Here is a 24244-nt window from a genome sequence, read left to right as displayed (position 1 = left end):
TCTCTACTCGATAGAGACGGCTTTTTCACGCTTGTACCAGTTCTATTTTTCGGCCGTCGGGGTCCTGTACAATAGCTGCGTAGCCCCATTGCGTAGCCGCAGGCATCGTCACGATGTTTCCGGCCGGCAGCCGCTGGACCAGGTTGTCAACATCATCTACCGTAAAACCTAACCTGGTAGTGGTATCTGCTGTAGCTACTCCTTTCGGTAAAGGATAAATTTCCAGTGTTACCGGCGTTCCCTGGCTGGCATAGTGAAAAGGACCTTTGCCATGTTGATGGTAATCGAATTCAAATCCAAGGTTGGTATAAAAGGCCGCCAGTGCAGCTGGTTGGTGGGTTTTTATTACGAGCAGGTGGAGGGACGGCATTTTTCAGGGAAGGTAAAATTTTTTGTGTTGACTGATACTGGATAGAGGGGGAAGATCGTCTTTTTTTATTGTAAAGCGTTCTAAATTACATGATTTGTATTATTATTGCGGTTAATTGACAGTAGCATATTTAACCCATGAAATATTAAAGCTATCTCACTTTATTTTATATTCAAAAGCATTTTTAACTTTTAATTATACCCCTGATCTATGAAATGTATTGTATCGCTGGCGCTGTCGTCCTTGTTTTGTTTGCATGTAATGGCACAGAATAAACTTGAACCTACTGGTAACGCTGGGATTGGAACTACTGCTCCTGTGGAGAAGCTGGAAATATCTTCGCCTGGATTATCTAATATCCAATTAACGCATACTTCAGATGTACTGGCTCCCGTGGGTGCTATCAAATTTAATATGGCAGGTACGGAAGTGGGAAGGTTGGAAGTAGAAAGAACGGTTGCTACCGCCAGGCAAAGTGTGATGAAATTTTCGGTAAAAGGGCCAAGCAGTATGATCGAGGCGATGAGGATGTACAACAACGGGTATATTGGCATTGGTGAAACAGCGCCTGACGCAAGGCTGACCGTATCCGGAGATCCGGGGACCCTGATAGCGAAGTTCATACAGAATAATGTCCCCACTACCGACGCGTCGTTGTCAGTAAAAAATGCCACCAGCAGTCCAGGTGTTTTTATTCCTAACCTGACAGGACGGACCAGCATGCCTGGCAGATCTTTCGGACTTTATATTACCGGTGAGGCGGAAGACGTGCTGCCGGCATCAGATGCTTCCGTGGCGGCTGTTATCGTCGATGGAAGGACTAAGACTTCCACCCGCTTAACAACAAATAATGTGCTGGCGGTTAATAGTGCCGGAGTGAACCTGATGCAGGTAAAGGGGGATGGTAGTGTAGGAATAGGGACTACTGATACCAAAGGCTATAAACTGGCGGTTAACGGCAGTGGCGTTTTTACAAGAGTAGTAGTAAAAGCCTATAACAACTGGCCTGATTTCGTTTTCGAGCGCGACTATCAACTCCCTACGTTAGGAGAAATGGAAGCCTACGTTCGTACTCATAAGCATTTGCCGGAAATTCCCTCTGCGTCGGAAGTAGCAGAGAAAGGACTCGACCTGGGAGAAATGAATCAACAGTTATTGAAGAAAGTAGAAGAACAAATGCTCTATATGATAGAGATGAATAAGCAAATAACTGCTCTCTCGCAGGAGGTGCAGGAATTGAAGAAGAAGATTGCGCAATAATTGGTTACCTTATTGAATGTCCGCCATGAAATTTATTTGTTACCTCGCATTGTTTTGCCAAATGGGCGTCCTGGGTGCTTATGCCCAGGATAACCTGGCAAAGAAACAGGATAGCCTGCTGAAGAAAGTGACCCCTATACCGGGAAAATACCTTTCCCAGGTGAAACAGAAATCTGATAAAATGGAACGCTTGGTTACCAAGCGCAGCGAAGTAGCGCTGGCCCGCTTCATGAAACAGGAAGAGAAGCTGAAACGCCGCCTGGCCCGTATCGATTCCCTGAAAGCCAACAACCTGTTTGCGCATTCCATTGATTCTTTAGGCAGTTTAAAATCGCGCGTAAAAGGCAAGCTCGGGAAATATTCCGGCGCATTGTCGCAATCGGGAGGCCCTTATCTCGATAGTCTTAGTAATTCCCTGGGCTTCCTAAAGGAATCAAAAGGCCTATTGGAGCAATCCAAAGGCATTACCGATAAGCTGAATGGCTCGTTAAAATCGGTCGATAACCTGAAAGACAAGCTGGCCCAGGCCGAGCAAATCAAAGCGTATATCCGCGAACGTAAACAATTGCTGAAGGAGCAGTTGAGCCAGTATACCGGCTTCACCAAGGATTTACAGAAGATGAATAAGGAGGCATATTACTATGCCCAACAGCTGAAAGAATATAAAGAAGTGTTTAAAGACAAGAAGAAGGCGGAGCAAAAGGCAATGGAAATGATTAAGAAACTGCCTGCCTTCAATGATTTTATGTCTAAACACTCGCAGTTGGCCAGCTTGTTCAACATCCAGGGCGCCACCGCTTCCGCCCAAAGCCTGGAAGGACTGCAAACCCGCAACCAAGTAGAACAGCTGATCCAGCAACGCCTGGGTGGCGGTCCTAGTGCCGGCGCAGCGGTAAGTCAGCAGATGGCAGAAGCCCGCAGCCGGCTCAATGAGCTCAAAAGTAAATTCCCCGACCTCGACAATGCCGCTGAAATGCCAGACTTCAAACCCAAAGAAATGAAGACCAAAAGCTTCCTGCAACGGCTGGAGTTTGGTAGCAACATCCAGTTTCAACGGAGCACCCAGTTCTTTCCGACTACCAGCGACCTCGCCGGACAGGTAGCCTACAAGTTCCATAAAAACGGTAGCGCCGGTGTAGGACTATCTTATAAACTGGGCATGGGAACAGGCTTCAACGATATTCATTTCTCCGGACAAGGAATGAGCATCCGCTCCTTTGTAGACTGGAAGCTGAAAGGGACTTTCTTTTTGAACGGCGGTTATGAGCAGAACTATCAACCCAGTTATGCGGGTGTGCCGGAAGGAGTAGGGCAGCCGTGGACGCAGAGCGGGTTGGTAGGGATCAGCAAAAAGTATAAGATTAACAGTAAGCTGAAAGGCAATATGATGGTGTTGTTTGATTTTTTATATAATTCGCATGTGCCCAGAACGGACCCGGTGAAGGTGAGGTTTGGGTATAATTTTTAGCCCCTGCCTTTGTTTTGAGTTTGGAGATTCGGAAACTATTCAACGAAGTCATCTGACATAAGTGAACAACATCAAGCTTTTGAAAGTATTTCTGAAATATTAAAAGAACATGAAAAATTGCCTGAAAACCTGGCTAAGGATGGTATTTGCCACAATGAGTATATACATCGTAGGTACAAATTTCTGCCTGGCACAATCCGATCAGCTGAACACAATTATTCCTCCATCTCCACGTTCACGAGAGTTTGAGAAATTCATCAATTACCAGGTATCGTTGTATAACGGGTTACCCCAGATTAATGTCAATTTCTACACAATAGAACTGAGTGGTGTAAAAATTCCGATAGGTATTTCCTATCATGCCTCTGGCATCAAGTATGGTCAGACAAGCGGAGACGCGGGGATTGGCTGGGCATTGGATCCTGGATTTCGAGTGTCCAGGACGGTACATGGGAGGTTGGATGAAGCTTCCAATATGCCTGATATGTATAACGTTTCCGGTGGTCTGGCGATTGGTCCTTACCTGAGCGGATTTGCAACTTCATATGACCGCGACCGGTACCTGGCGCGTTATATGGTTTTGCAACCTGGCGGTGATATACCCGCCGTGTGGGCATCTTCAAATGATTACCTGGATGGTCAATATGACCAATTCACTATAGGGTTTCCTGGTAACAGTGGAAATTTCATCATCACTAACCGACAAAACCGTACAGTTACAATGTTGGATAATTCGGCATTGCAAAAAATCAATTATTCAATTGGTGACATCGGCATATCCGAATTTAATGTAACAGATGGCAACGGTATACAATACAAATTCGGCGTTTCAGATGCAAATAACGAGGGCTACCAGGTATATGTCAATGGCGCGTATCGCAAATACAGTTCCGCCTGGTTACTGGGTAAGATCACTACGCTTTTCAACGATTCTATTAATTTTCAATATCAACCCTTTACAGAAGCGAGCGAAGGAATGCCAAGCTATAGCCGGACGATCTTGGAGGGGGCATACGGATGTGAGCCTCCATGCTATCAATCGTCAGATAATAATCAAAATGGTGCAGATCAACCAGCAACAACTAAGTATTATGATTCCAAGATATTATCGGGAATCACCACTCCAAATGAAATAGTAGCCCTTACACGGAATACCAATGGTACAGTAAATACCATCACTATTACAAACAGAAGAGGCTTACTTTTAAAGAAAGTCCTCTTTTTCTATAGCTTGTCCGGGTCTGCCAATTTCTTAGATTCTGTTCATATTGCTGGTGCGGATAATGTTGCTATTGAAAAATATCGATTTGACTATACCTCTAAAGACATTCGATTTCCGAATTATGACTGCTTTGGTTATGGAATAAATAACCCGGGGGGTGGATATAGCTATGCCAATCGATATGGAAGGTTTGACTATATACAGTATGGCAAAGATCCTTATACAATTGGTACTTCCGATGATATGTATCAAACGCCTCAAGATCCATGTAATACTCAATCATTTCCCTCTTCGTATCCTAAAAATATCACCTTTGATGGTATTTATAAAAAGGATGTATTACCGCTGGATGCTGGTATGTTAAAGCGGATAACCTACCCTACCGGAGGAACTCAGACATTCAGGTATGAGCCCAATCAATATAAAACGATTGTGAACGGCACTCCATACACAAGGGCTGGCGGAGGGTTTAGGATTGCCAGCATAACCAATGATGATAAGGTTAGAGGCACGACAATGACCAGGAGCTATAGCTATGGAGAAGGCCAGCGTTCATTTGACCCAACAGATCCACAGCTAGCTGTGAAGCAAAAGGTCGCGCTGGCCCTGATTTCGTGTCCTAATCCTATTGTGAAGGGCTTGCGCCTGGTTCAGCAGACTTCATCTCTTGATGAGGAGGTGATGGACGCGATTGGACAGGGGCAGGAGGGCTGGTATAACTATGTTACCGAAAGTGATGGTTCGGGAAAAACAGTTTACAGGTATAATATTCCGGATGCAACTGTATATTTGAATCGCTATTCAAATAATGGAACGACTCTCCCAAACCCAGCATATTGTTTACAAGCGTATAATTGCTGGAATAAACCTTATCTAATGGAGAAAAGTGTTTATGAGAACAAGCCCGTTACAGGAGATGTAATCCGGCAGAGGGAAAGCTACGAATACTATATACCCGTTCCTAATCCTGTATCCGATGAGTTTATCGGATTAAAGTTAGCAGCCTATGGACTTGCTTATAAAGTGGATGTGCAGCAATTTCCAACGCCAGCATACAACCTATATGCACCTGGTATCCAATCTGTTTTCAACTATGCGACCTATAAAATAACAAGAGGAGATGTGCTGCTTAAAAAGAGGTTAGTTACAGATTATGATACCCAGACAGGCGATAGTACCAGCACGGTTTCCGAATTTAGCTATACCTACGCGAACTTGACAGCCAGTGAGAAAATGACAAACAGTAAGGGAGAGGTATCCCTTACTAATTATAAGTATCCGCTGAATTATGCCAATATTACCGCCACTGATGGAGCTTCAGCAGGCCTTAAAAATATACAGAACCTGAACGTAGTCAATCCCGTGATTGAAAAAAGCATCTACCGGGCAAATACCGATCTGTCAAATAAGCGATTGGTGTCTTCTCTGTTCTTTACTTATAAGGCAGTTGCGCCTTTGGTGGATAAGGTCTTTAGAATAGAGTTGGCTGCTCCGGTAAGTAACTTTGCGGAATCGAGTGTTCAAAGTGGAGCGGTAATTAAAGACAGTCGCTATAATGAAGGTATCAGCTTTGATCTGTATGATGCAAAGGGAAATATCCTTCAACGCTCCAAAAGCAACGATGTCAAAGAGCTTTATTTCTGGGGTTATAGTGGTAATTATCCGGTAGCCAAAATAACCGGAAGTGACTATAATACAGCCAAACAATATGTTAGTCAGACATTGTTAGACAGCGCTGCCAATTATAGTGATGCTGTTGTACAAGCAGAGTTGGGGAAATTGCGTAACAACCTGAACGGTGCGTTGGTATCTACTTTCACCTATCGGCCACTAATAGGTATGAGCACCACAACAGATCCTTCCGGTATTTCCGCCTATTATGATTATGATGCTTATGGCAGATTGACAACTGTGCGTGATAAGGATACCAGGATTTTAAACCAGTATAGCTATAAATACCAGACGCCTATTACGCCGATATGGGGTAATAATAAAAAAATCCAGACGTTTACCCGGAATGACTGTACTGTTGGAGGCGGAACACGTGTAGATTACGTTGTGCCAGAAGGGACTTATTACTCCAGTATCAGCCAGGGAGATGCTGACCAGATGGCACAGAATGATATTAATGCCAACGGTCAGGCCTATGCGAATAAATATGGGTCCTGTGTATTTTTTAAGAATGCGGGAGTTAGCCAGTGGTTTATCCGTAGCACCTGTACGGCTGATTCTGTGGGAGGATGGATGTTATATAGTGTGGAAGCCGGCAAATATACCTCTGTCATTAGTCAAGCCGATGCTGATCAAAAAGCTACGGATGAAATCAATGCGAATGGACAGGCTTATGCAAACCAGAACGGCGGATGCCAGCCACCCGTATATGCAAAATTGCGGATAGAGAATATTTCACAAACACCAACGACAACGACTGGAGATGTTGTAGTACGGTTTTACAGTGATGGGGCTTGCACGGTGCCTGTTTCATTGACAAGTAGCGTAAATGTGAATGTCAAAATCACGAAGATGACAACGCCGGATAATACCTCTACTATTTCAAATGAAAGCTTTGCCTGCAGTGGATCCTATACGGTGCTTAAATCGGCATTCCTTGTTTCCGAGAGGGAGTCGCAAGCCCCAGGAGCTCCCGCAACTAATTATACTTTTTCGCTGCAAAGCAACTATGGGTATACTGTTCGTTAACCAAAAAGAGTAAAAACATGCAAAGAAATTTCTCTATACAAAAAGCGCTTTTTGTCATAATGCTACTTCTATTGGGTAAAGAAGTTCGCGCCCAATCCCCCAATTCGAGTCTGCAACCTACAGCGACAGCAGTTACTATACCTGCTGCGTACAACAATGCTACTGTTAACTATGTTCGTACCTGGACACCTAGCATGCCGACTACAGATACTGCCGTGGTGGCAATTAGTACCAGAACATTGGCAGAGGTAAAGCAAGTAACACAATATTTCGATGGGTTGGGTAGACCCATACAAACGGTTGCAAAGGGTATCAGCCCTGCTGGTGGAGATCTTGTTACGCCAGTTATTTATGACGCTTATGGACGAGAACAATATAAGTACCTACCTTACATACAGCAAGGAACGGGTGCAAATGATGGTAATTTCAAGAACAACCCCTTTAACAGTCAGGCTACTTTCTATAAAAACAGAACGTTGAACCCGGCATTGAGCGGTGACACGATCTATTATGGACAGATTGAGTACGAAGCTTCGCCACTGAATCGCGTGCTAAAAACGTACGCAGTAGGCAACAGCTGGGCAAAAGAAGGTGGCAATCGCCCTGTCCAGAGCCAATACCTGGTGAATACCGTAGCTGATTCTGTACGTATATGGAATGTTACAGCGGTAATCCCTACCAGTACCAGTGTGTATGCTGCCGGGACCCTGTATGAAAATGTAACAATAGATGAAGCCAGTAACCAGGTAGTAGAATACAAGGATAAAGAGGGCCGTGTTGTATTGAAGAAAGTACAGTTATCGACTACGCCGGGTACTGCACACGTAGGGTGGCTGTGTACTTATTATGTGTACGACGACCTGGGTAACCTTCGGTTTGTTATCCCTCCGCGGGCAGTGGAACTGATTAGCGGCAATTGGACCATCAGTACCGACCTGGCCGCTGAGCTTTGCTTTGCTTATCGCTATGATGGTCGTAACCGGATGATTATTAAAAAAGTCCCTGGAGCCGATTCCACCGAAATGGTGTATGATGTACGCGACCGCCTGGTATTCAGCCGCGATGGTAATTTAAAGAGTGGTGGTAACTGGTTGACGACTTTTTATGATAACCTGAACCGGCCAATAATGACGGCATTGTATCGATCTTCACAGAGCCGGGATGCTTTACAAACAAGTATGAATACAGCCGTATCCAATACTGCTTCCCTGACTTATACGTTCCCGACCTCATCAGACCTGGTGCTGGGTAATTATGATGGTAGTTCCTTATACCAGGCTACTAACAGCATTACAATGCAGGATGGATTTGATTCAGGCAATGGTGCAGATTTTTTGGCTGAAATCAATACAGGCACTAACAACGGTACCACAACGATTGCGGCAACGAATCCTCTGCCAGGTATTGTTACCAGTGCCCTGACACCATTGACCTATACATTCTATGATGATTACAGTTATACCGGCAAACTGGATTATGTAAATGGGGATATCGCCAAACCACAGGCAGGAAGCAATCCTTATGCAGAGGCTTTGCCTGCATCTGCCAGCACTGCTACCCGCGGGCTTGTTACTGGCACGAGGATACGTGTGCTTGAAACGAATCAATGGTTGACCACCAGTACCTATTACAATGATAAGGGAAGGGTGATCCAGACGGTTTCAGCTAATGCCAGTGGTGGGAAAGATGTATTGACCATGCTGTATGATTTTAGTGGCAAAGTATTAAGCACCTATCTGCGGCAAACAAATCAGCGCAGTGGTGTCACTCCACAAACCACACTACTCACGATGAACCAGTATGATGCTGCGGGGCGCCTGCTTTCCATTAAAAAGCGTCTGAATGATAATACCAGCCTGGAGAAGACCATTGAAGACAATGTCTATGACGAGCTGGGACAGCTAAAGACTAAACGACTGGGCGTTAATGGTAGCTCACAGTTGGAAACACTCAACTATGAATACAATATCCGTGGCTGGCTGAAGGGCATCAACAAGGGTTTTGTTAATACGGCTGGTAGCACCAGCAACTGGTTTGGCCAGGAGCTTTGTTATGACTATGGCTTCAGTGCTAACCAATACAATGGTAACATCGCAGGTATCAAGTGGAAGAGTGGATCAGATGGTACTCCGCGGGCCTATGGTTATAGTTATGACAGGGTTAATCGCGTTACTGTGGCCGACTTCAACCAGCAAAACACCAATGGCGCCAACTGGACACGCGACAAAGTCGATTTTTCGGTAAGTGGCCTTGGATATGATGCCAACGGTAATATCTTATCGATGACCCAGAAAGGTATGGTCGGCGTAACTGCTTCTACCGTCGACCAGCTGACATACACTTATCGCACCAACAGCAACAAGCTGATGGCTGTTGCTGATCCCAGTAGTACATCGAGTGCACGATTGGGTGATTTTATTAATGGTACTAACAGCGGTAATGACTACAAATATGATACAAGCGGTAACCTGATCCAGGACCTGAACAAGGGAATCGCTTCCATCAGTTATAACCATCTGAATCTTCCAGATACTATTATTATTACAGGCAAAGGTACTATCACGTATCTGTATGACGCCGCTGGTAGCAAACTGAGGAAGACTGTTACTGATAACACCACTACTCCTGCAAAGGTGACCACGACTGATTACCTGGGTAGCCAGGTTTATTCGAATGATACCCTGCAATTGATCAGTCATGAAGATGGTCGTATTCGCACTGTATTTAAAACCGGACAGCCGCTGACTTATGCATTTGATTACTTTGTAAAAGATCATTTGGGTAATATTCGCATGGTACTGGGAACACAGAGTGATGCCAACCAATATGCCGCTACGATGGAAAGTGCTACCGGCGCAACAGAAAATGCTTTGTTCAGCAATATTGACAATACCCGCGCGCCCAAACCAGTGGGATATCCTGTTGATGGTACTACCAACCCGAACGACTATGTAGCGAAACTAAATGCCACGAATGGGCAGAAGATAGGCCCTTCGTTGGTACTCCGTGTAATGGCGGGAGACACAATACAGCTTGGAACCAAAGCATTTTACAAGAGTACCGCAGCCAATACTTCCGCCACTACCAGCAGCGCAATGCTGAGTACACTGCTGTCCACCTTTAGCGGCGGTAGCCTGGCGGATGGGGTACACAATGCTACCGGAGCTGGTTCGCCGATAGCAACGACTTACAGCAGTGCCTTGTACGATCAGTTGAAGCAAAAGGACCCAAGCCAGAACCTGCCGGATAAACCCAAAGCTTATCTGAGCTACGTATTATTTGATGATCGCTTTAATTTGGTGGATGAGAACAGTGGCTTGAAGCAGGTACAAGGCACGCCGGACGCGCTGCAAACCCTGGCCACGGACCGGATGGTGATTAAAAAGACAGGATTTGTATATATTTACACCAGCAACGAGAGTGGGCAGGATGTGTTCTTTGATAACCTGGTAGTGGCGCATAGTACGGGTCCGGTATTGGAAGAAACGCATTATTATCCGTTTGGGTTGACGATGGCGGGGATAAGTTCTAATGCGTTGAAGGGGAGTAACTACCCTGAAAACCGTAAGAAGTTTAACGGAAATGAGTTGCAATCCAAAGAGTTCGGAGATGGAAGTGGGTTAGAATGGTATGACTTCAACGCGAGAACTTATGATCAGCAAATAGGACGGTTCATGCAAATTGATCCACTTATAGAAAGTGGAGAGCAGGAAACCCTTAGCCCTTATCATTTTGCTAAGAATGACCCTATAAAGTACAATGATCCCGACGGTAAATGTCCGAATTGTTTAGTTGGCGCTGCTATTGGAGGTCTTGTAGATGCTGGACTACAGTTGACAGAAATAGCGCTTACTGATAAAAAGTTGTCTGAGTTTAGCTTTGTTTCGGTAGCAGTTTCAGCAGGTGCCGGAGCAATAAGTTCAGGTATATCCTCAATAGCAAAAATTAAACAAGCGAGTACTATTATTAAAATAGGAGTTGAATTGGCAACTGATGCAGGAGTAAGTACAGGTAGTCAATTAATTAATAATGGAGAAGTTTCTTTAAAAAAGACCGTAATCGACGTTGCAGCTGGACAACTTATCGGAAGAGGAGTCGGAGCGTTAGTTGAAAAGAAAGCTGCGAGTTCAGTCGCCGCAAATAGGCTCAAAGAAACTATTAATAGAGAGAAGAATATTGCAAGAGGTAAGTCAAATACGGTATCTAAAGTGAAGGCTAAGGTAGCGGAAGCAGAAAAGAAATTGGATGACTACATAAGTACCAGGGCTGGAGCTACAGCAGCAACAGCTTCAGGGGCTACCTCAACAATCGTAGAGAAGATTACCGAAAAGAAGAAAAAGGAGTAAGTATGATGATTAAATTGATAAACTGGTTTAAAAATCCAAGAAATATAGTTTTTATTATTTTGATGATAGCAGTTGCTATTTATGGAGTCATTGATAATAATCTAGAAATTATTGCTGGAGTTTTTGTGGCCGTGTTTTTGGTTGGGTTGTTAGTTGGGGGGCTTATTTATTTAGCCAGAAAGCTATTTAAGTAGATAGGTTACTAATATTACAAGTGGAGGAAGACGCCGGTGATCCCAGCGTCTTCCTTTTATGAGTTCCAGGCTTTTTTAGCCTTGGTATTTTGAATGATGTTATCAATAAGGAAATACACCTTCTCTTTGGTATCCTCGTCCAACTTCTCAATGTCCTGGATACGTTGCAGCGTTTTTTTATCAATCAGCGTTATACCGCTGGCCCGGCAGCGGAAGAATAAGCTGTGCGAACACCAGCGTCAGTACCCTGATCAGCTTTTGTACTATCGCGCTTCCGTCCGGGGATAGATGATGTGGGGGACGGCAGAATATAGGCTGGGCGATAAATCTATGATCAACATGAGAATATAAATCAGCATCAGCAACACATCATCCGTCCCCGGACGGTGACCGCGTTTTATGACCGGTTAGATTTTTTTCTTTCATATGAAAAAATAAAATCCGTTATTTTTAGCGGTAGAAGTTCTTTGAGACCGGTGTTGGAAGAAACGCATTATTATCCATTTGGGCTCGCGATGGCGGGGATAAGTTCGAGTGCGTTGAAGGGTGCGAATTACCCGGAGAATCGGAAGAAGTATAATGGAATAGAGCATACGACAGATTTAGATATGAATCAGTATGATGCTTTTTACAGGAATTTGGATCCACAGATAGGGAGATGGAATCAGATAGATCCGAAGATTGACGAAATGGAGGCTTGGTCTCCATATGTCTCTAACTACAATAACCCTATCAGATATAACGACTTTTTAGGAGATGAACCAGATGACGATCCTCCTACAGGAATTAGAGGATTTTGGATTAGTACAGCTGGATTAGTTAATGGCATTAATCATATCATAACAGGAGGTCTCTATAATACACCTGCTTCTGCATTTGGATGGTCAGGCGAAGATGCGGAGCGATATGATAATATGACCACGGTCGGCTCGATTATTCCTCTTTTCTTTGGCCCCAAAGTCGCTCCTGGGACACCGCCTGCGGTGCCAGTGAATTTTGAGCCAGTACCCGTTCCAGCGCCCGTTCCTATTCCCGTTGTAGCGCCTCTTCCCGTGGTAAATGCGAAGAAGAGGCAGGATTGGGGTAAAGCGGGAGGCGCTGAACATACTTCTGGAGCCAGAGGAAGTACAAGGGGAAAACATGAGGATGCTAATGCACGTAGAGAACAAGATAGAAACGGTGCAAAAGGTATGGAAAATCCACCTAGAAGACGTCCTGCTGGACACAAAGACCCATGGCCTCCCAAACCGCCGAAGCCAGTGAAGCCTCCAAAGCCACCTGTACCAACTCCAGCTCCCACATCAACGCCAACACCTCCAGCAGAAACGCCACCGAAGCCAACTACTGAGTAAAAAATGTATTGATAGTAAAAACAAGAAATAAACAGAACATATGGCAAAAGGAAATGTTTTACTTCGAAAAGCCTTTGTTGAAATGCAAAAGGAACGCCCTGATTTACAGATTGCATTTAATCTTTTGAGGCAATCAGCAGATAAAGGGAATGCAGAAGCGCTATACGCTCTTGGCACTTGGTATCTACATGGGACATTTGTGGAAAAGAATCCATTTTTAGCGGTTGAATATTTTCTGAGTTCTATAGAAGGTAATTATAGCAATGCTTATTTTGATTTAGCTGTTTGTTATGAAAATGGAGATGGAGTGAAGAAAAGCTTTAAAAGGGCATTTGAGTGCTACTTAAATGCTGCATTACTAGGGGATGAGCAAGCTGTATATGAAGTTGGAAGATGTTACTACTATGGAATTGGTATATCGAAAAATGAAGGGGTTGCTAATATTTGGCTTAGGCAGGCTAAAGAAAAAGGGATAACAGATTAATGCAGATAATGCTCTCATATTCCACTTTTTCATTTAAGCAGAGAGGCCGCAGGCATTTGCCTGCGGCCTCTCTGCTTAATCGTGAATATGCTTTTTAGTTTTGTTATAAGTGATCGCCATATCAATGAAGTAATAAATTTTTTCTTTTTCCTCGTCAGGCAGGGCTTCAATATCTTCAATGCGTTTAAGTAATTTTTTATCCAGTACCATGCTGGTAGAGCCACCAATCAGGTAATCCACGGTAACGCCCAGTTCATCTGCAATTTTTTTAGCCATCTCGATAGAGGGCTTATAGCGTCCAATAATGGGCGCCGATGTTCCCACTCTTTTAGCCAGTTCGTCCTGGGATATTTTAAGCTGCTTACGCTGCGTAGCAATGTGTTCACCAAAAGTCATAAAAAGGTACTTTAAATACCCTGTAAAAGCAGGGGGGAACAAATTTAGTTACTTATTTATGCTAGTCAGAATAAATAAGTATTGGTAGATTAAAACCAATCCATCTGGCTGCCACCGCAACGGCCGGGGAGGAATGGCGGTGTGGGGCGGAAGACGTTTTGCACAGGCGACAGGATATAGCCGTCAGCGTTATAGCGCTGGCCCGGCGACTGGAGAATAAGCTGCACGAACAGCAGCGTCAGTCCCCTGATCAGCTTTTGACTATCGCCTTTCCATCGGGGATAAATGATGTGGGCAGCGACAGAACATAGGCTGAGCGATAAATCTATGATCAGCATGAGGATATAAATCAGCAACAGTAAGACATCATCTCCCCCCGGACGGCGACCATATTTTATGACCGGGTTTATTTTATTTCTTTCATATGGAAAAAATAAAATCCATTATTTTTAATGGTAGAAGTTCTTTGAGACCGATGTTGGAGGAGACGCTATCGCGAACCGCTCATATTATTACAGGAGATGCGACGAGAGGAAGCCATGCATGGTTTGGAAGTTCCAAAAGCTTTCTGAATGGATTGACAGGGAAAAAAAAGTATGTTCCCAATGACCTGGAGTAATGAGAAAATTATGAATGGAGTGTCGGAGGTTGTCACAAGTAATCCATGGGTGCAACAAACTGGACGTGCCGGAGCAATGGTAACAAGGAGTGGGCAACCTGTTCGATTTGTAACATACGGAACTTATGAGGGCATAAAAATTAGAGTAATTAATACTCATAGTGAAATTATTACAGCTTTTCCAATACGTTAAATATGAATAAAATAGAAAAATTGACTTTAGCTCTTATTGATGCGGCAGGGGCATTGGGATTAAGTAAAGTTGACTTGGATAATGCAACGATTCTCTCAAATAGTCATGAATATGGTCTCGCATTTGACACAATAGTCACCCAATTATATGAATATGATACTGATATTGATATTGAGTTTTATAATCTAGTGGTAGATGTTGCTCAAAAGATGAGAATTCCTGAAAATACTTATTCTTTCATAAGGGAGCTTATTCGAGATAAGAATGTCGTCCCTAAGTCAGTTAAGGATAAATTAGCAGAAATATTACATTTGCTTGAAGATGGGTTTTAATGTGAGATGATAGAGATATTCTGCGTGGGGATGAAGCATAAAGCTGATATCCCGATAATACGAACTTATGTTATAATACTGATAGGAGGATATTTTTTCCTGCTGTCTGCGCTTTCCTCAATCGGTCCTTTCTCATTTGTTTTTACCAATTAATTCAACACACCATTGTTAACTTAAACACCTAATATCTATGCGTTTTTTTATTAAACCTCTACTCTTTGCGGTAGTTTTACTGTTTAACCTATCAAGCCTCCACGCCATAACAGCCGCGCGTATAGGCGATTGGGTCCTCGTAGGAGCGACTAATGAACCAAGCTCCCCATGGGGATTGCAGTATTTTAAACTGTTACAAGTGAATGGTGATGGGCATCGTTACGCCGGCATTTACGAAGTCAGTATCCAGGGAGATGCGAATTATTTCGATCGCCAGGGCACCTACCAGATCCGGGTAGATAAATACGAAGGGACAACAGGCCGATTTGATGGACTTGAAGTAAGATGTATTTCAGGTAATCCCTCAGCGGCTACCTTTTATATTTTCAATAATGCACTGTGGCTGCGATCCAATTACCAGTGGGGCAACGTGTATTACCGTCCGGTAGCTGATTATGGCGCCCTTCCTTTAAATGCCGCTCCTTTCGGCCAAACGGTAACCGCACCGGCTGGGTTTATTGCCAGCACCGGTACTTCAGGCATCAAATGTGATTTCGACAACAATCAATTTTATTTGTTGCCGTCAACAGACGTTAAGGGAAATATGACCGTGCCAGGTAGCGTAGGCATTGGCACCAGCCCTAATTACCCGCTGCACCTGGTGTCCCGCGGTAATACAAACAAGGCAGCTGCTTACCTATGGGGCGAAAATTACGGACTCGCTATCGGAACATTATCTAATTCAGCAAGTCAATATGCGCTTGCCGTACTGGGCAATGCGAATACAGATGGAAGCGCCGCCGCTGGAGGTGCTAATCCCTTGCTGTATGTAAGAAATGATGGGAACGTTGGAATTGGTACTTCTATACCACAGGCCAAACTAGCCGTCAACGGCGACCTCTTTGCCAAGCGCATTAAGGTTACCCAAACCGGCTGGCCGGATTTTGTATTTCACGATACCTACCAACTACCATCCTTACAGGAAGTAGAACATTTCGTGAAAACTAATAAACACCTGCCTGTTATTCCCTCAGAAAGAGAGATTAGCGCTAATGGGTTGGACATAGGAGAAATGGAGAAACTGCTGCTACAGAAAGTAGAAGAGCAGATGCTCTATATCATTGAGCTAAATAAGAAGCTGGAAGCCTCTTTGGAGCGAACTCACAAGCTGGAGCAACAAATGGCTGATAAGAAATAATCACAACGGCCACCGGCGCGTTACCGGTGGCCGTTGCCATAAATCATTGTTCCGTTCCCATCTTCCCCGGATCCTGCCGGAATATCTTCGTCAGCATCTCATATAACTCCGGATGCTTCTCTGCCAGCAAATCCGGCCGCTCAAAAAAGTACTCTGATATCACCGCAAAAAACTCTGCTTCGTTAAAGGCTGCATAGGGATTAATGTCCGTATGTCCCGCGGAAATCTCTTGTATGGTCTGGTGCACCAGTTTCATCCAGGGAATGCTGTAGCTATGCTCCATCAGTTTGGTGGGCATTCCATCAATAAGGCCATCTGTTTTGTCCAGCAAGTGAACAAATTCATGGATAGCGGTATTATTTTTATCGGTTACATTGGCAAAACCTTCCCGCAGCGCAGAGCGCGAGAGAATCATCTGTCCGTTCAAGGGCCCGGTACCAACCATGCCTAAGATATTGCGGTTGTTGCCTTCGTACTGGTAGGTGGAGTCGAAGGTGTCGGGGTAGAGAATCACGTTAGTGAGATTAAAATATTCCCAGTCTTTAAATCCAAAAATGGGGATGATGGCGCTAGCGGCCACCAGCACACGGTCCAGCGGTTCTACTATAACGCCTACGCCTTCTATATGTGTTCTTCTGAGAAAGCGCTGTACCATAGCTTCAAACCGCGTTTTCTCTGCCGGCGGTAACTGTTGGTAATAGCGCACATGTTCCTGTAGCAATACCTGGTAGTCTGTCGGTACCGCGTTTTTCTTCAGCTGCCTGCGACTGTACATATTTTTAAAGTACAGGAACAGGATCAATCCTATCATTATCAATCCAAATAAAACCATCTTAACACTATTTTCTATATGCACTAAATTCTGATCCTTGTTTCCAGGCAGGGTAGCTGCTTTCATTGCTGAGATGATAGCCTACGTCAAACAGCAGGCGTACATCTGCTACCATACCGTCCATGACCCAGGTGGCCGGGTTAAATTCATCGGCAGGGGAGTGGTAACGTAAACGGTTATACGCCGACACCTGCTCTTTTCCCCAGCCCGGTTCGTGGCCTATGGCGTCGGTACCCGGACCAATATATAATCCCGGCACTCCCTTCTTGGCAAAGTTGAAGTGGTCGGAACGAAAAAACCAGCCCCCTTCAGGATTGGCTTCAGGCACAATCACCCGGCCTTGCCGGGCGGCGGCGCCACGGGCGTATTCATCCAGCATGGATTGTCCGTAGCCTATCACCGTAACATCCCGGGTGCGCCCAAAAGTATTCAGCACATCGAGATTGATATCTGCCGCGGTTTTATTCAACGCAAAGCTAGGATGGGCTACGTAATACTCGGAACCCAGCAGGCCTTGCTCTTCCCCGGTAACGGATAAGAACAATACGGAGCGCTCCGGCTTTTGCGACAACCGGGTGAAAGCAGTGGCCAGTGCCAGCAATCCCGCGGTCCCGGTAGCATTGTCTACTGCGCCGTTGTAAATAGAGTCGCCTTTAACGGGCTCGCCTATCCCAAAATGATCCCAGTGAGCGGAATATACAACGCATTCCTGCGGCCTTTTGGCGCCCGGCAATACCGCCAGCACATTATGCGAGGTCGATTTTTTAATGGTATTGTTGATGACGAGAGAGGTGTGTAAATGGAGGTCTACCGGCTTGAAACCTTTTACCCTGGCCTTTTGCATAATATCGGGCGATATGCCGGCCAGCTGAAAGATCTTTTTGGCGGCATCTAACGTAATCCATCCCTCCACCGCGGTGCGATGCTGGTTGTTATCAGCCGTTTGCAGGTGCAGCTTGGAGGTAGACCAGCCGCTGCGCACCACTTTCCAGGGATAGCTGGCGGCGGCGGTTTCATGGATGATGATCACCCCCGTGGCGCCCTGTCGCGAAGCCTCTTCAAATTTATAAGTCCAGCGGCCATAATAACTCATATTGCGGCCTTTAAACAGGCTGCTGTCGGCAAATCCCGGGTCATTGATCATTACAATCACCGTTTTGCCTTTTACATCCAGCCCTTTATAGTCGTTCCATCCATACTCGGGGGCTACAATGCCATAACCGGCAAACACCAGTTCCGAATGCGAAATGCTTACCTGCTCCTGTACGCGGCGGGTGGCAGCTACAAAATCGTCGAGGTAAGACAGCGTCACCGCGCCACCGGCGCCTTCCATCACCAGGTGGTCGGCCGGCCGGGAACTGATCGACACCATGGGCACTTCCTGGAAATAGCTGTCGCCATTGCCTGGTTGTAATCCCAGCTGCCGGAATTGGTCCGCCAGGTATTGAATGGTGCTGTCTTCTCCGCGAGTGAAAGGTTTACGCCCTTCAAAGGCGTCGGAGGCAAGTACTTTTATATGTTGCGCTAAACTGTTGGCATTGATAGCCCCGATGGCGGCTGAATCCTGCGCGCTAGCGGAAGACCCCAGCAAAGCGCCTGCCATAGCGAGAATAATCGGTCCCTTCAAAGTATTACAAGTTTTTTCCGGGCAAAATTTAGCGGAGTTCGGCAACAATTCCAAAAATGACTAGCGAACCAATACGGTAGTCCCTTTCCGGAATACCCGCTTGCCGCTTTCTTTCTCGGTATACTCCAGCATCCATACATAAGTGCCCAGGTCGGCAGGCTGCCCTTTTACGGTACCATCCCATTTATGGGTCCAGTCGGTGGTTTCAAATAAAAGATTGCCTACCCGGTTATACACGGCAAAATGAAGGTCTACGGCTTTATAGGCATTGAGTGGGTAGAGATAGTCATTCTGCCCGTCGTTATTGGGAGAGAAGGCAGAGGGTACGTCTATATAACAGCTGGATACTACGGTAATATAATGATCGGCGGTATCCAGGCAATTGGCGTCGTTTTTAACAATGAGCCGGATCAGGTATTGCTGCTCTTTTTGAGTAGGGAAATATTGCATCCGGGTGGCCTGTGGACCGGTAGTGACGGCGCCGTTGCCGTAGTACCAGGTCCATGCCTGTATTTTACCGAGACTTTTATTTTCTGGCAGCACCAGGTCCATTGGGCAATAGGGGCCAGGGCTCACATCGAAAAGTGCGGTGACTTCACTTCTGAGCAAGGTGTCTATGCTTTTGGTATCAGTGCAAATACCATTGCTCACGGTGAGTTGCAAGTGCTTCATGCCCAAAGAGGTATATGTTTTTACTACATTTTGCGTAGTGTAGGTATCGCCATCGTCAAATGACCAGGCCCATTTGTTGACGGCATGCTGACCATCATGCTGCAGATGCAGCGTGGATATGCGGCAGTCCTGCTGGATAGTATAGGTGAAGCTGGCATTAACGGTATCGGCTGTACGGAAATTGCTTACCTGGTTGATAGCGGCAGGCTGCCAGCATTCGCTCAGCAGGGTGTTGCCATCTGTACCTGCTTTGAGGGTAACCTGGTAGTTGCCTGCTTTTAAGATAGGAGCGGAGAGTTGTAGTACAATCGAATCCGCCAGGTTATTGCTGTTGCAAACGCCCGTGGCTTTTATGATCTGGATACCACTGGGGCCGGTGAGGATAAAGTCGCTGCCATCGGGCGCAATCGTGTTGCATTGCACAGGAACGGACAATCCCACTTTCACCGATTGCGGACTGCAGGCGATGGGCGCCATGGCGCCCAGTACCACGGCTGGTTGCGGCGCAATGGTAAAGGGCTGTTGCGATCCTGCCGGTGTTTCCTGCCAGCACTCGCTCAGCAGGGTATTGCCGTCTTTTCCGGCTTTCAGCACCACCTGGTAGTTGCCGTCTTTTAATATGCGGTCTTTCAGTTGTAAGGTAATTACCTTCGTCATGCCGCTGGCGTCGCAGTTGCTGCCGGCACTGGCGATTACTACCGTAGAAGGACCGGTGATCGTGAAATCACTGCCGTCGGTGGCTACGGAACTGCAGCGAACAGGATCAGCTAATACCAGTTGTAGGGCATTGGGGCCGCAGGCCGGCGGTGTTACGGGACCCAGCGCCACAAAGGACTCATGGGGAATATTAAACTTCGCGGTGCCACCGGGTGGAGTAGGTACATGGCATTCGTTTTCGATGGTGTTGCCATCGGGGCCGGTGGTCAGCGTCACGGTGTAATCTCCTTCCTGTGTAATGTGTTTGTCCAGTTGGAGCGTAATGACGGTGGTAAGTCCATCGGCGCTGCAGTTGCCGCTGGCGCCGGTGATCTTTACTGCCGAAGGGCCACTCAGTACAAAATCTTTTCCATCGGGCGATATAGAGGCACAGCGAATCGGCGCGCTAAACTGGAGTTGCAGTTGATCCGGCCCGCAGGCAGGTATCTTAATACTACCCATCGGCACAGGAGGAGAGGCCAGCACGTCAAACGTGGTCCGATCTCCTACAAGCATAGCATTGCCACAGGCATCCAACACCGTGTTGCCATCTTTCCCGATCTGCGCAACAATGTTATAAACGCCTGGTGCCAGTGGCTTATCCAGCTGCAATAAAATAGAATCGGTATCAAATCCGCTGCTACAGCCTACGCCGGTAGCGCCGGTGATTTTCGGGCCCACGGCGTTAAAGGCAAAATCGCTGCCATCGGCGGCAATACTGCCACAGTTCACTTTTTTGGTGAGCTTCAAGCCTATCGTATAGGGGCCACAGTTATACCCCGATAGCTTCAGTTCCGGAATAGTAGGATCGGTGATCACCGCGGTGCCACCACCAAACGCCAGCTGGTAACCGCTTTGCGAGCTGCCGGAAAAATGGCTGATGAGCAGCAGGTATTCGTGCCCTACCTGGAGGTTGGCCATTTTGCTGAATAACGGTTGGTTTAGCCCGCCACATACAGAGAGGGAGGTGCCGGCGGAAGAAGCACCTGTGACACCGGATTCCCCTGACCAGTTCATGGTCACGAACAAGTTGATATCGGTAAATACATCATTGGGATTGCGACCGGTGATATCAAAAACCTGCCAGTCATAATCGTCACTCAGTTGATTGGGCGTAATGGTAAATCCCAGCGTACCCGCTGTATAACAGGTAAATTTATACCAGTAGGGGTTCATGTCCATATGATTCCCATCGTCAGGGTTATTACAAACCGGGCCAGGAATGCTATTGATACCACATACCGGTACTTTATCTTGTTTGAATACTTTAGTGCCACAAACGGGGAAAGCAGAAGTGGGCGTTTGACCAATTTCCGTGCAGGCTTGTCCGCTCGCTGTTGCAGCAAGAGCGCAGAAAAGCAGACAAAAAGCAATAGTTTTCAAATACAGCATAGAGACGGATTACACAATGGGTAACGTGAGAAATTAGGACAATTTTTCCGAAGTGCCGCCGAAAATTTTTTAAAAAGAATATATGCGGATTTTTATTAAATAGGGAGTAAAGGCTGTTTTTTTAGGTTAAAATTTGCGCATAATTGATTAATTACAGTAGCATACTGTCGGGTAGCTCCTTCTATTTTTGTTGACATAAAAAAAACAGATAGGAAAATGGCACAAGTTAACTGGCAAGGCGTATTTCCCGCATTGCTCACCCCCTTCACTGCTGATGATCATATTGATTATGATATGTTCGACAAAAACCTGCAGGCTCAGGTAGATGCAGGTGTAAATGGTATTATTCTGGGCGGCTCACTGGGAGAAGCCAGTAGTTTGCAGAACGATGAAAAGTATGCGCTGGTAAAACATGCAGTCGCTTTTCTCGGTGGAAAAATACCTGTGATCATGAATATTGCAGAGCAAACCACCACAGCGGCGGTTGCTTGCGCCAAGGCAGCCGAAGAAGCCGGTGCTGCTGGTTTAATGTTGCTGCCGCCCATGCGCTATAAGGCAGATGACGCCGAAACTGTAGCGTATTTCCTGGCAGTGGCCAATAGCACGCATTTACCCATCATGATCTATAATAATCCGGTTGATTACAAGATTATGGTGACGCTCGACATGTTTGAGCAACTGGCAAAAGCGCCTAACATCCAGGCGGTAAAAGAATCTACCAGGGATACTACCAATGTAACCCGCATGATCAACCGTTTTGGCGACCGCTTCAGTATCCTCTGCGGAGTAGATACCCTGGCGCTGGAATGCCTGCTGCTCGGGGCAAATGGCTGGGTAGCAGGACTGGTGGATGCTTTCCCCCGTGAAACAGTAGCCATCTATCGTCTTGCCAAAGCCGGGCGTATCGCAGAAGCGCTGGCTATTTACCGCTGGTTTATGCCATTGCTGGAACTGGATATTGCTCCGAAACTGGTACAATACATCAAAATGGCCGCTGCCGCCGTAGGTATTGGTACCACTCATGTACGGGCGCCACGCCTGCTGACACAGGGCGCAGAAAAAGAATATGTGGAAAATGTGATTGCTACTGCTTTAGTTAAGCGCCCTGTACTGCCCGACTATTTAAAACTCCCTGCATGATTAGTGGAAAAAATATAATTGGTTTTGACACTGCCGCTGCCGGCGCCGATGTACTTCGTGCATACAGCCCCGTTAGTAATGCCACGATGCCGGAAACATTCGCGGTAGCTACCGATGCGGAAATAACGCTGGCAGTAGATAAAGCAGCCAAAGCATTTGAAACCTACCGCCTGACTTCCCCGGAAGCACGGGCGGTATTCCTGGAAGCGATTGCCACCGAAATACTGGCTATCGGCGATCCGCTCCTGGAAAGAACGGTGGCAGAATCCGGATTGCCACTGGCCCGGATCACCGGAGAGCGCATGCGCACCGTGTCGCAGCTCCGTCTCTTCGCAGCCGTGTTACGGGAAGGCTCCTGGGTAGACGCTACCATCGATGTGGCGCTGCCAGACCGCACTCCGCTACCGCGGCCGGATATACGAAAAATGCTGGTGCCGCTGGGCCCTGTACTGGTATTCCCTGCCAGCAATTTCCCACTGGCATTTTCTACTGCAGGAGGCGACACCGCCTCGGCCCTGGCCGCCGGTAACCCCGTAATCGTAAAAGCCCATGAATCGCATCCCGGCACCAACGAACTGGTAGCCCTGGCCATACAGAGGGCTGCACAGCAATGCGGTATGCCAGATGGCGTATTTTCCAGTATCAGCGGTCCCGGGGCTACGGTAGGACAGCAACTCGTAAAACATCCCGGCATTAAAGCTATCGGCTTTACCGGCTCCTTCAAAGCCGGCATGGCTATTTTTGAAGCGGCCAACAAAAGAGCAACGCCTATCCCGGTATACGCGGAAATGGGAAGTATTAATCCCGTACTGTTGCTGCCAGCCAAGCTGGAAGCGTCGGCCAGCGATGTAGCCGTTCAGTATGCCCGGTCTATCACACTGGGAACAGGTCAGTTCTGTACTAACCCCGGTCTACTCATTGCGCTGGCCGGTGCCGCTACGGAGCAATTTACGGCTACCTTACAGCAGGAGCTGAGCGTCACTGCTGCCGGCACCATGCTGACCCCGGGTATCTGTCATCATTATTACAAAAACAGGGAACTGCTGGCAGACAGGAAAGGTGTACAAACACTTTTTGCCGGTCCGGCAGAAGCGGCGCAAACCAAAGGTGCGCCTGCACTGTACCGGGTGAGCGCCCGCGATTTTATCCGCGATCCACAACTTCAGCAGGAAGTATTTGGGCCATCATCTTTATTGGTGATATGTGATAACGCAACGGAATTGCCGGCATTGCTGCAATCCTTACAGGGCCAGCTTACTGGCACGGTGATGGCCACTGCAGAAGATTTGCAGTCTTTTGCACCGGCAATTGCTATCTTGCAGGAAAAGGTAGGCAGGATCATTTTTAATAACGTGCCTACCGGCGTGGAAGTGGGCTATGCCATGCAACACGGGGGACCGTTTCCCGCTACTACCGATGTGAAAAGTACTTCGGTGGGCGCATCGGCAATCCTGCGTTTTGCCCGTCCGTTATGCTTGCAGGACTGCCCGCAGTCGCTGCTGCCCGATGCCCTGAAAGATAATAACCCTTTAGGTATCTGGCGTCGCATAGAGGGACAATTAACGAAAGATGCTGTTAGATCATAACCAGGAGAATTT

At 46.6% G+C, this 24244-nt stretch carries 18 protein-coding genes; 12 read left to right on the top strand and 6 right to left on the bottom strand.

The genetic code is table 11. The features are described from left to right. Positions 1–25 precede the first annotated feature (25 nt). Positions 26–370, bottom strand: coding sequence for a VOC family protein (locus FHW36_RS17760; RefSeq protein ID WP_145670916.1), 345 nt, complete (start codon positions 368–370; stop codon positions 26–28). A gap of 210 nt (positions 371–580) precedes the next feature. Between FHW36_RS17760 and FHW36_RS17755 the strand changes: the two genes are divergently transcribed. The 7 genes from FHW36_RS17755 to FHW36_RS17725 all read left to right on the top strand — a co-directional run bounded on the left by FHW36_RS17755 (position 581) and on the right by FHW36_RS17725 (position 13396). Continuing rightward, a complete protein-coding gene (locus FHW36_RS17755; protein ID WP_145670915.1) occupies positions 581–1630 on the top strand; it encodes a hypothetical protein in 1050 nt (349 codons plus the stop codon). A gap of 25 nt (positions 1631–1655) precedes the next feature. Further along, positions 1656–3098, top strand: coding sequence for a coiled-coil domain-containing protein (locus tag FHW36_RS17750; RefSeq protein ID WP_246121180.1), 1443 nt, complete (start codon positions 1656–1658; stop codon positions 3096–3098). A 109-nt stretch (positions 3099–3207) separates the two neighbouring features. Beyond that, positions 3208–7020: a DUF5977 domain-containing protein gene (locus tag FHW36_RS17745; protein WP_145670914.1), complete on the top strand. Its 3813-nt coding sequence runs from the start codon at positions 3208–3210 to the stop codon at positions 7018–7020. Positions 7021–7079: 59 nt separating this feature from the next. After that, complete coding sequence (locus FHW36_RS17740) at positions 7080–11366, top strand: DUF6443 domain-containing protein (protein ID WP_186452503.1); 4287 nt, start codon at positions 7080–7082, stop codon at positions 11364–11366. Positions 11367–11368: 2 nt separating this feature from the next. Then, a complete protein-coding gene (locus FHW36_RS17735) occupies positions 11369–11560 on the top strand; it encodes a hypothetical protein (protein ID WP_145670912.1) in 192 nt (63 codons plus the stop codon). Positions 11561–11946: 386 nt separating this feature from the next. After that, on the top strand, positions 11947–12912 hold the full coding sequence (locus FHW36_RS17730) for an RHS repeat domain-containing protein (protein WP_145670911.1): 966 nt from the start codon (positions 11947–11949) through the stop codon (positions 12910–12912). 40 nt (positions 12913–12952) lie between these two features. Beyond that, entirely contained in the window at positions 12953–13396 is a 444-nt protein-coding gene (locus tag FHW36_RS17725; protein WP_145670910.1) for a tetratricopeptide repeat protein, read from the top strand. Positions 13397–13471: 75 nt separating this feature from the next. Here the strand turns inward: FHW36_RS17725 and FHW36_RS17720 are convergent, their stop codons facing one another. After that, positions 13472–13792 carry a helix-turn-helix domain-containing protein gene (locus FHW36_RS17720; protein WP_145670909.1) on the bottom strand — a complete coding sequence of 107 codons (321 nt, stop codon included), beginning with the start codon at positions 13790–13792 and terminating at the stop codon, positions 13472–13474. 89 nt (positions 13793–13881) lie between these two features. Continuing rightward, positions 13882–14130 carry a hypothetical protein gene (locus FHW36_RS17715; protein WP_145670908.1) on the bottom strand — a complete coding sequence of 83 codons (249 nt, stop codon included), beginning with the start codon at positions 14128–14130 and terminating at the stop codon, positions 13882–13884. Positions 14131–14388: 258 nt separating this feature from the next. Here FHW36_RS17715 and FHW36_RS31080 point away from each other — a divergent pair, with 258 nt between their 5' ends. The 3 genes from FHW36_RS31080 (at position 14389) to FHW36_RS17700 (ending at position 16287) form a co-directional block, all read left to right on the top strand. Further along, complete coding sequence (locus FHW36_RS31080) at positions 14389–14604, top strand: EndoU domain-containing protein (RefSeq protein WP_145670907.1); 216 nt, start codon at positions 14389–14391, stop codon at positions 14602–14604. A gap of 2 nt (positions 14605–14606) precedes the next feature. Next, positions 14607–14936, top strand: coding sequence for a MafI family immunity protein (locus tag FHW36_RS17705; RefSeq protein WP_145670906.1), 330 nt, complete (start codon positions 14607–14609; stop codon positions 14934–14936). Positions 14937–15126: 190 nt separating this feature from the next. Further along, positions 15127–16287 carry a hypothetical protein gene (locus tag FHW36_RS17700; protein WP_145670905.1) on the top strand — a complete coding sequence of 387 codons (1161 nt, stop codon included), beginning with the start codon at positions 15127–15129 and terminating at the stop codon, positions 16285–16287. A 43-nt stretch (positions 16288–16330) separates the two neighbouring features. Here FHW36_RS17700 and FHW36_RS17695 read toward each other — a convergent pair whose 3' ends face one another. From FHW36_RS17695 to FHW36_RS17685, 3 genes are read right to left on the bottom strand one after another with little or no spacing between them, the layout of a single operon-like run. Then, positions 16331–17098 carry a M90 family metallopeptidase gene (locus FHW36_RS17695; RefSeq protein WP_246121179.1) on the bottom strand — a complete coding sequence of 256 codons (768 nt, stop codon included), beginning with the start codon at positions 17096–17098 and terminating at the stop codon, positions 16331–16333. Positions 17099–17126: 28 nt separating this feature from the next. Further along, positions 17127–18746 (bottom strand): M28 family metallopeptidase, encoded by a 1620-nt coding sequence (locus tag FHW36_RS17690; RefSeq protein WP_246121178.1) that lies wholly within the window; start codon positions 18744–18746, stop codon positions 17127–17129. Positions 18747–18806: 60 nt separating this feature from the next. Next, positions 18807–21506, bottom strand: coding sequence for a T9SS type B sorting domain-containing protein (locus FHW36_RS17685; protein WP_145670903.1), 2700 nt, complete (start codon positions 21504–21506; stop codon positions 18807–18809). Between the two features lie 216 nt (positions 21507–21722). On the opposite strand from FHW36_RS17685, the gene FHW36_RS17680 reads away from it, so the two are divergent. After that, complete coding sequence (locus FHW36_RS17680) at positions 21723–22646, top strand: dihydrodipicolinate synthase family protein (RefSeq protein WP_145670902.1); 924 nt, start codon at positions 21723–21725, stop codon at positions 22644–22646. Then, the gene (locus FHW36_RS17675; RefSeq protein ID WP_145670901.1) at positions 22643–24232 is read left to right on the top strand and encodes an aldehyde dehydrogenase (NADP(+)); all 1590 of its coding nucleotides are present in this window, start codon (positions 22643–22645) and stop codon (positions 24230–24232) included. Before FHW36_RS17680 ends, FHW36_RS17675 begins: the two co-directional genes overlap by 4 nt. Positions 24233–24244 lie beyond the last annotated feature (12 nt).

Origin of the sequence: Chitinophaga polysaccharea, from assembly GCF_007829335.1 — a bacterium.
GTDB classification, from domain to species: Bacteria; Bacteroidota; Bacteroidia; order Chitinophagales; family Chitinophagaceae; genus Chitinophaga; species Chitinophaga polysaccharea_B.
This window is presented reverse-complemented; position numbering and strand designations above follow the sequence as displayed.

What these genes read in the sequence shown, in the direction of transcription:
- FHW36_RS17760 (WP_145670916.1), bottom strand. Translation starts at nt 370, where the DNA reads ATGCCGTCCCTCCACCTGCTCGTAATAAAAACCCACCAACCAGCTGCA.
- FHW36_RS17755 (WP_145670915.1), top strand. Translation starts at nt 581, where the DNA reads ATGAAATGTATTGTATCGCTGGCGCTGTCGTCCTTGTTTTGTTTGCAT.
- FHW36_RS17750 (WP_246121180.1), top strand. Translation starts at nt 1,656, where the DNA reads ATGAAATTTATTTGTTACCTCGCATTGTTTTGCCAAATGGGCGTCCTG.
- FHW36_RS17745 (WP_145670914.1), top strand. Translation starts at nt 3,208, where the DNA reads ATGAAAAATTGCCTGAAAACCTGGCTAAGGATGGTATTTGCCACAATG.
- FHW36_RS17740 (WP_186452503.1), top strand. Translation starts at nt 7,080, where the DNA reads ATGCTACTTCTATTGGGTAAAGAAGTTCGCGCCCAATCCCCCAATTCG.
- FHW36_RS17735 (WP_145670912.1), top strand. Translation starts at nt 11,369, where the DNA reads ATGATGATTAAATTGATAAACTGGTTTAAAAATCCAAGAAATATAGTT.
- FHW36_RS17725 (WP_145670910.1), top strand. Translation starts at nt 12,953, where the DNA reads ATGGCAAAAGGAAATGTTTTACTTCGAAAAGCCTTTGTTGAAATGCAA.
- FHW36_RS17720 (WP_145670909.1), bottom strand. Translation starts at nt 13,792, where the DNA reads ATGACTTTTGGTGAACACATTGCTACGCAGCGTAAGCAGCTTAAAATA.
- FHW36_RS17715 (WP_145670908.1), bottom strand. Translation starts at nt 14,130, where the DNA reads ATGCTGATCATAGATTTATCGCTCAGCCTATGTTCTGTCGCTGCCCAC.
- FHW36_RS31080 (WP_145670907.1), top strand. Translation starts at nt 14,389, where the DNA reads ATGTTCCCAATGACCTGGAGTAATGAGAAAATTATGAATGGAGTGTCG.
- FHW36_RS17705 (WP_145670906.1), top strand. Translation starts at nt 14,607, where the DNA reads ATGAATAAAATAGAAAAATTGACTTTAGCTCTTATTGATGCGGCAGGG.
- FHW36_RS17700 (WP_145670905.1), top strand. Translation starts at nt 15,127, where the DNA reads ATGCGTTTTTTTATTAAACCTCTACTCTTTGCGGTAGTTTTACTGTTT.
- FHW36_RS17695 (WP_246121179.1), bottom strand. Translation starts at nt 17,098, where the DNA reads ATGATAGGATTGATCCTGTTCCTGTACTTTAAAAATATGTACAGTCGC.
- FHW36_RS17685 (WP_145670903.1), bottom strand. Translation starts at nt 21,506, where the DNA reads ATGCTGTATTTGAAAACTATTGCTTTTTGTCTGCTTTTCTGCGCTCTT.
- FHW36_RS17680 (WP_145670902.1), top strand. Translation starts at nt 21,723, where the DNA reads ATGGCACAAGTTAACTGGCAAGGCGTATTTCCCGCATTGCTCACCCCC.
- FHW36_RS17675 (WP_145670901.1), top strand. Translation starts at nt 22,643, where the DNA reads ATGATTAGTGGAAAAAATATAATTGGTTTTGACACTGCCGCTGCCGGC.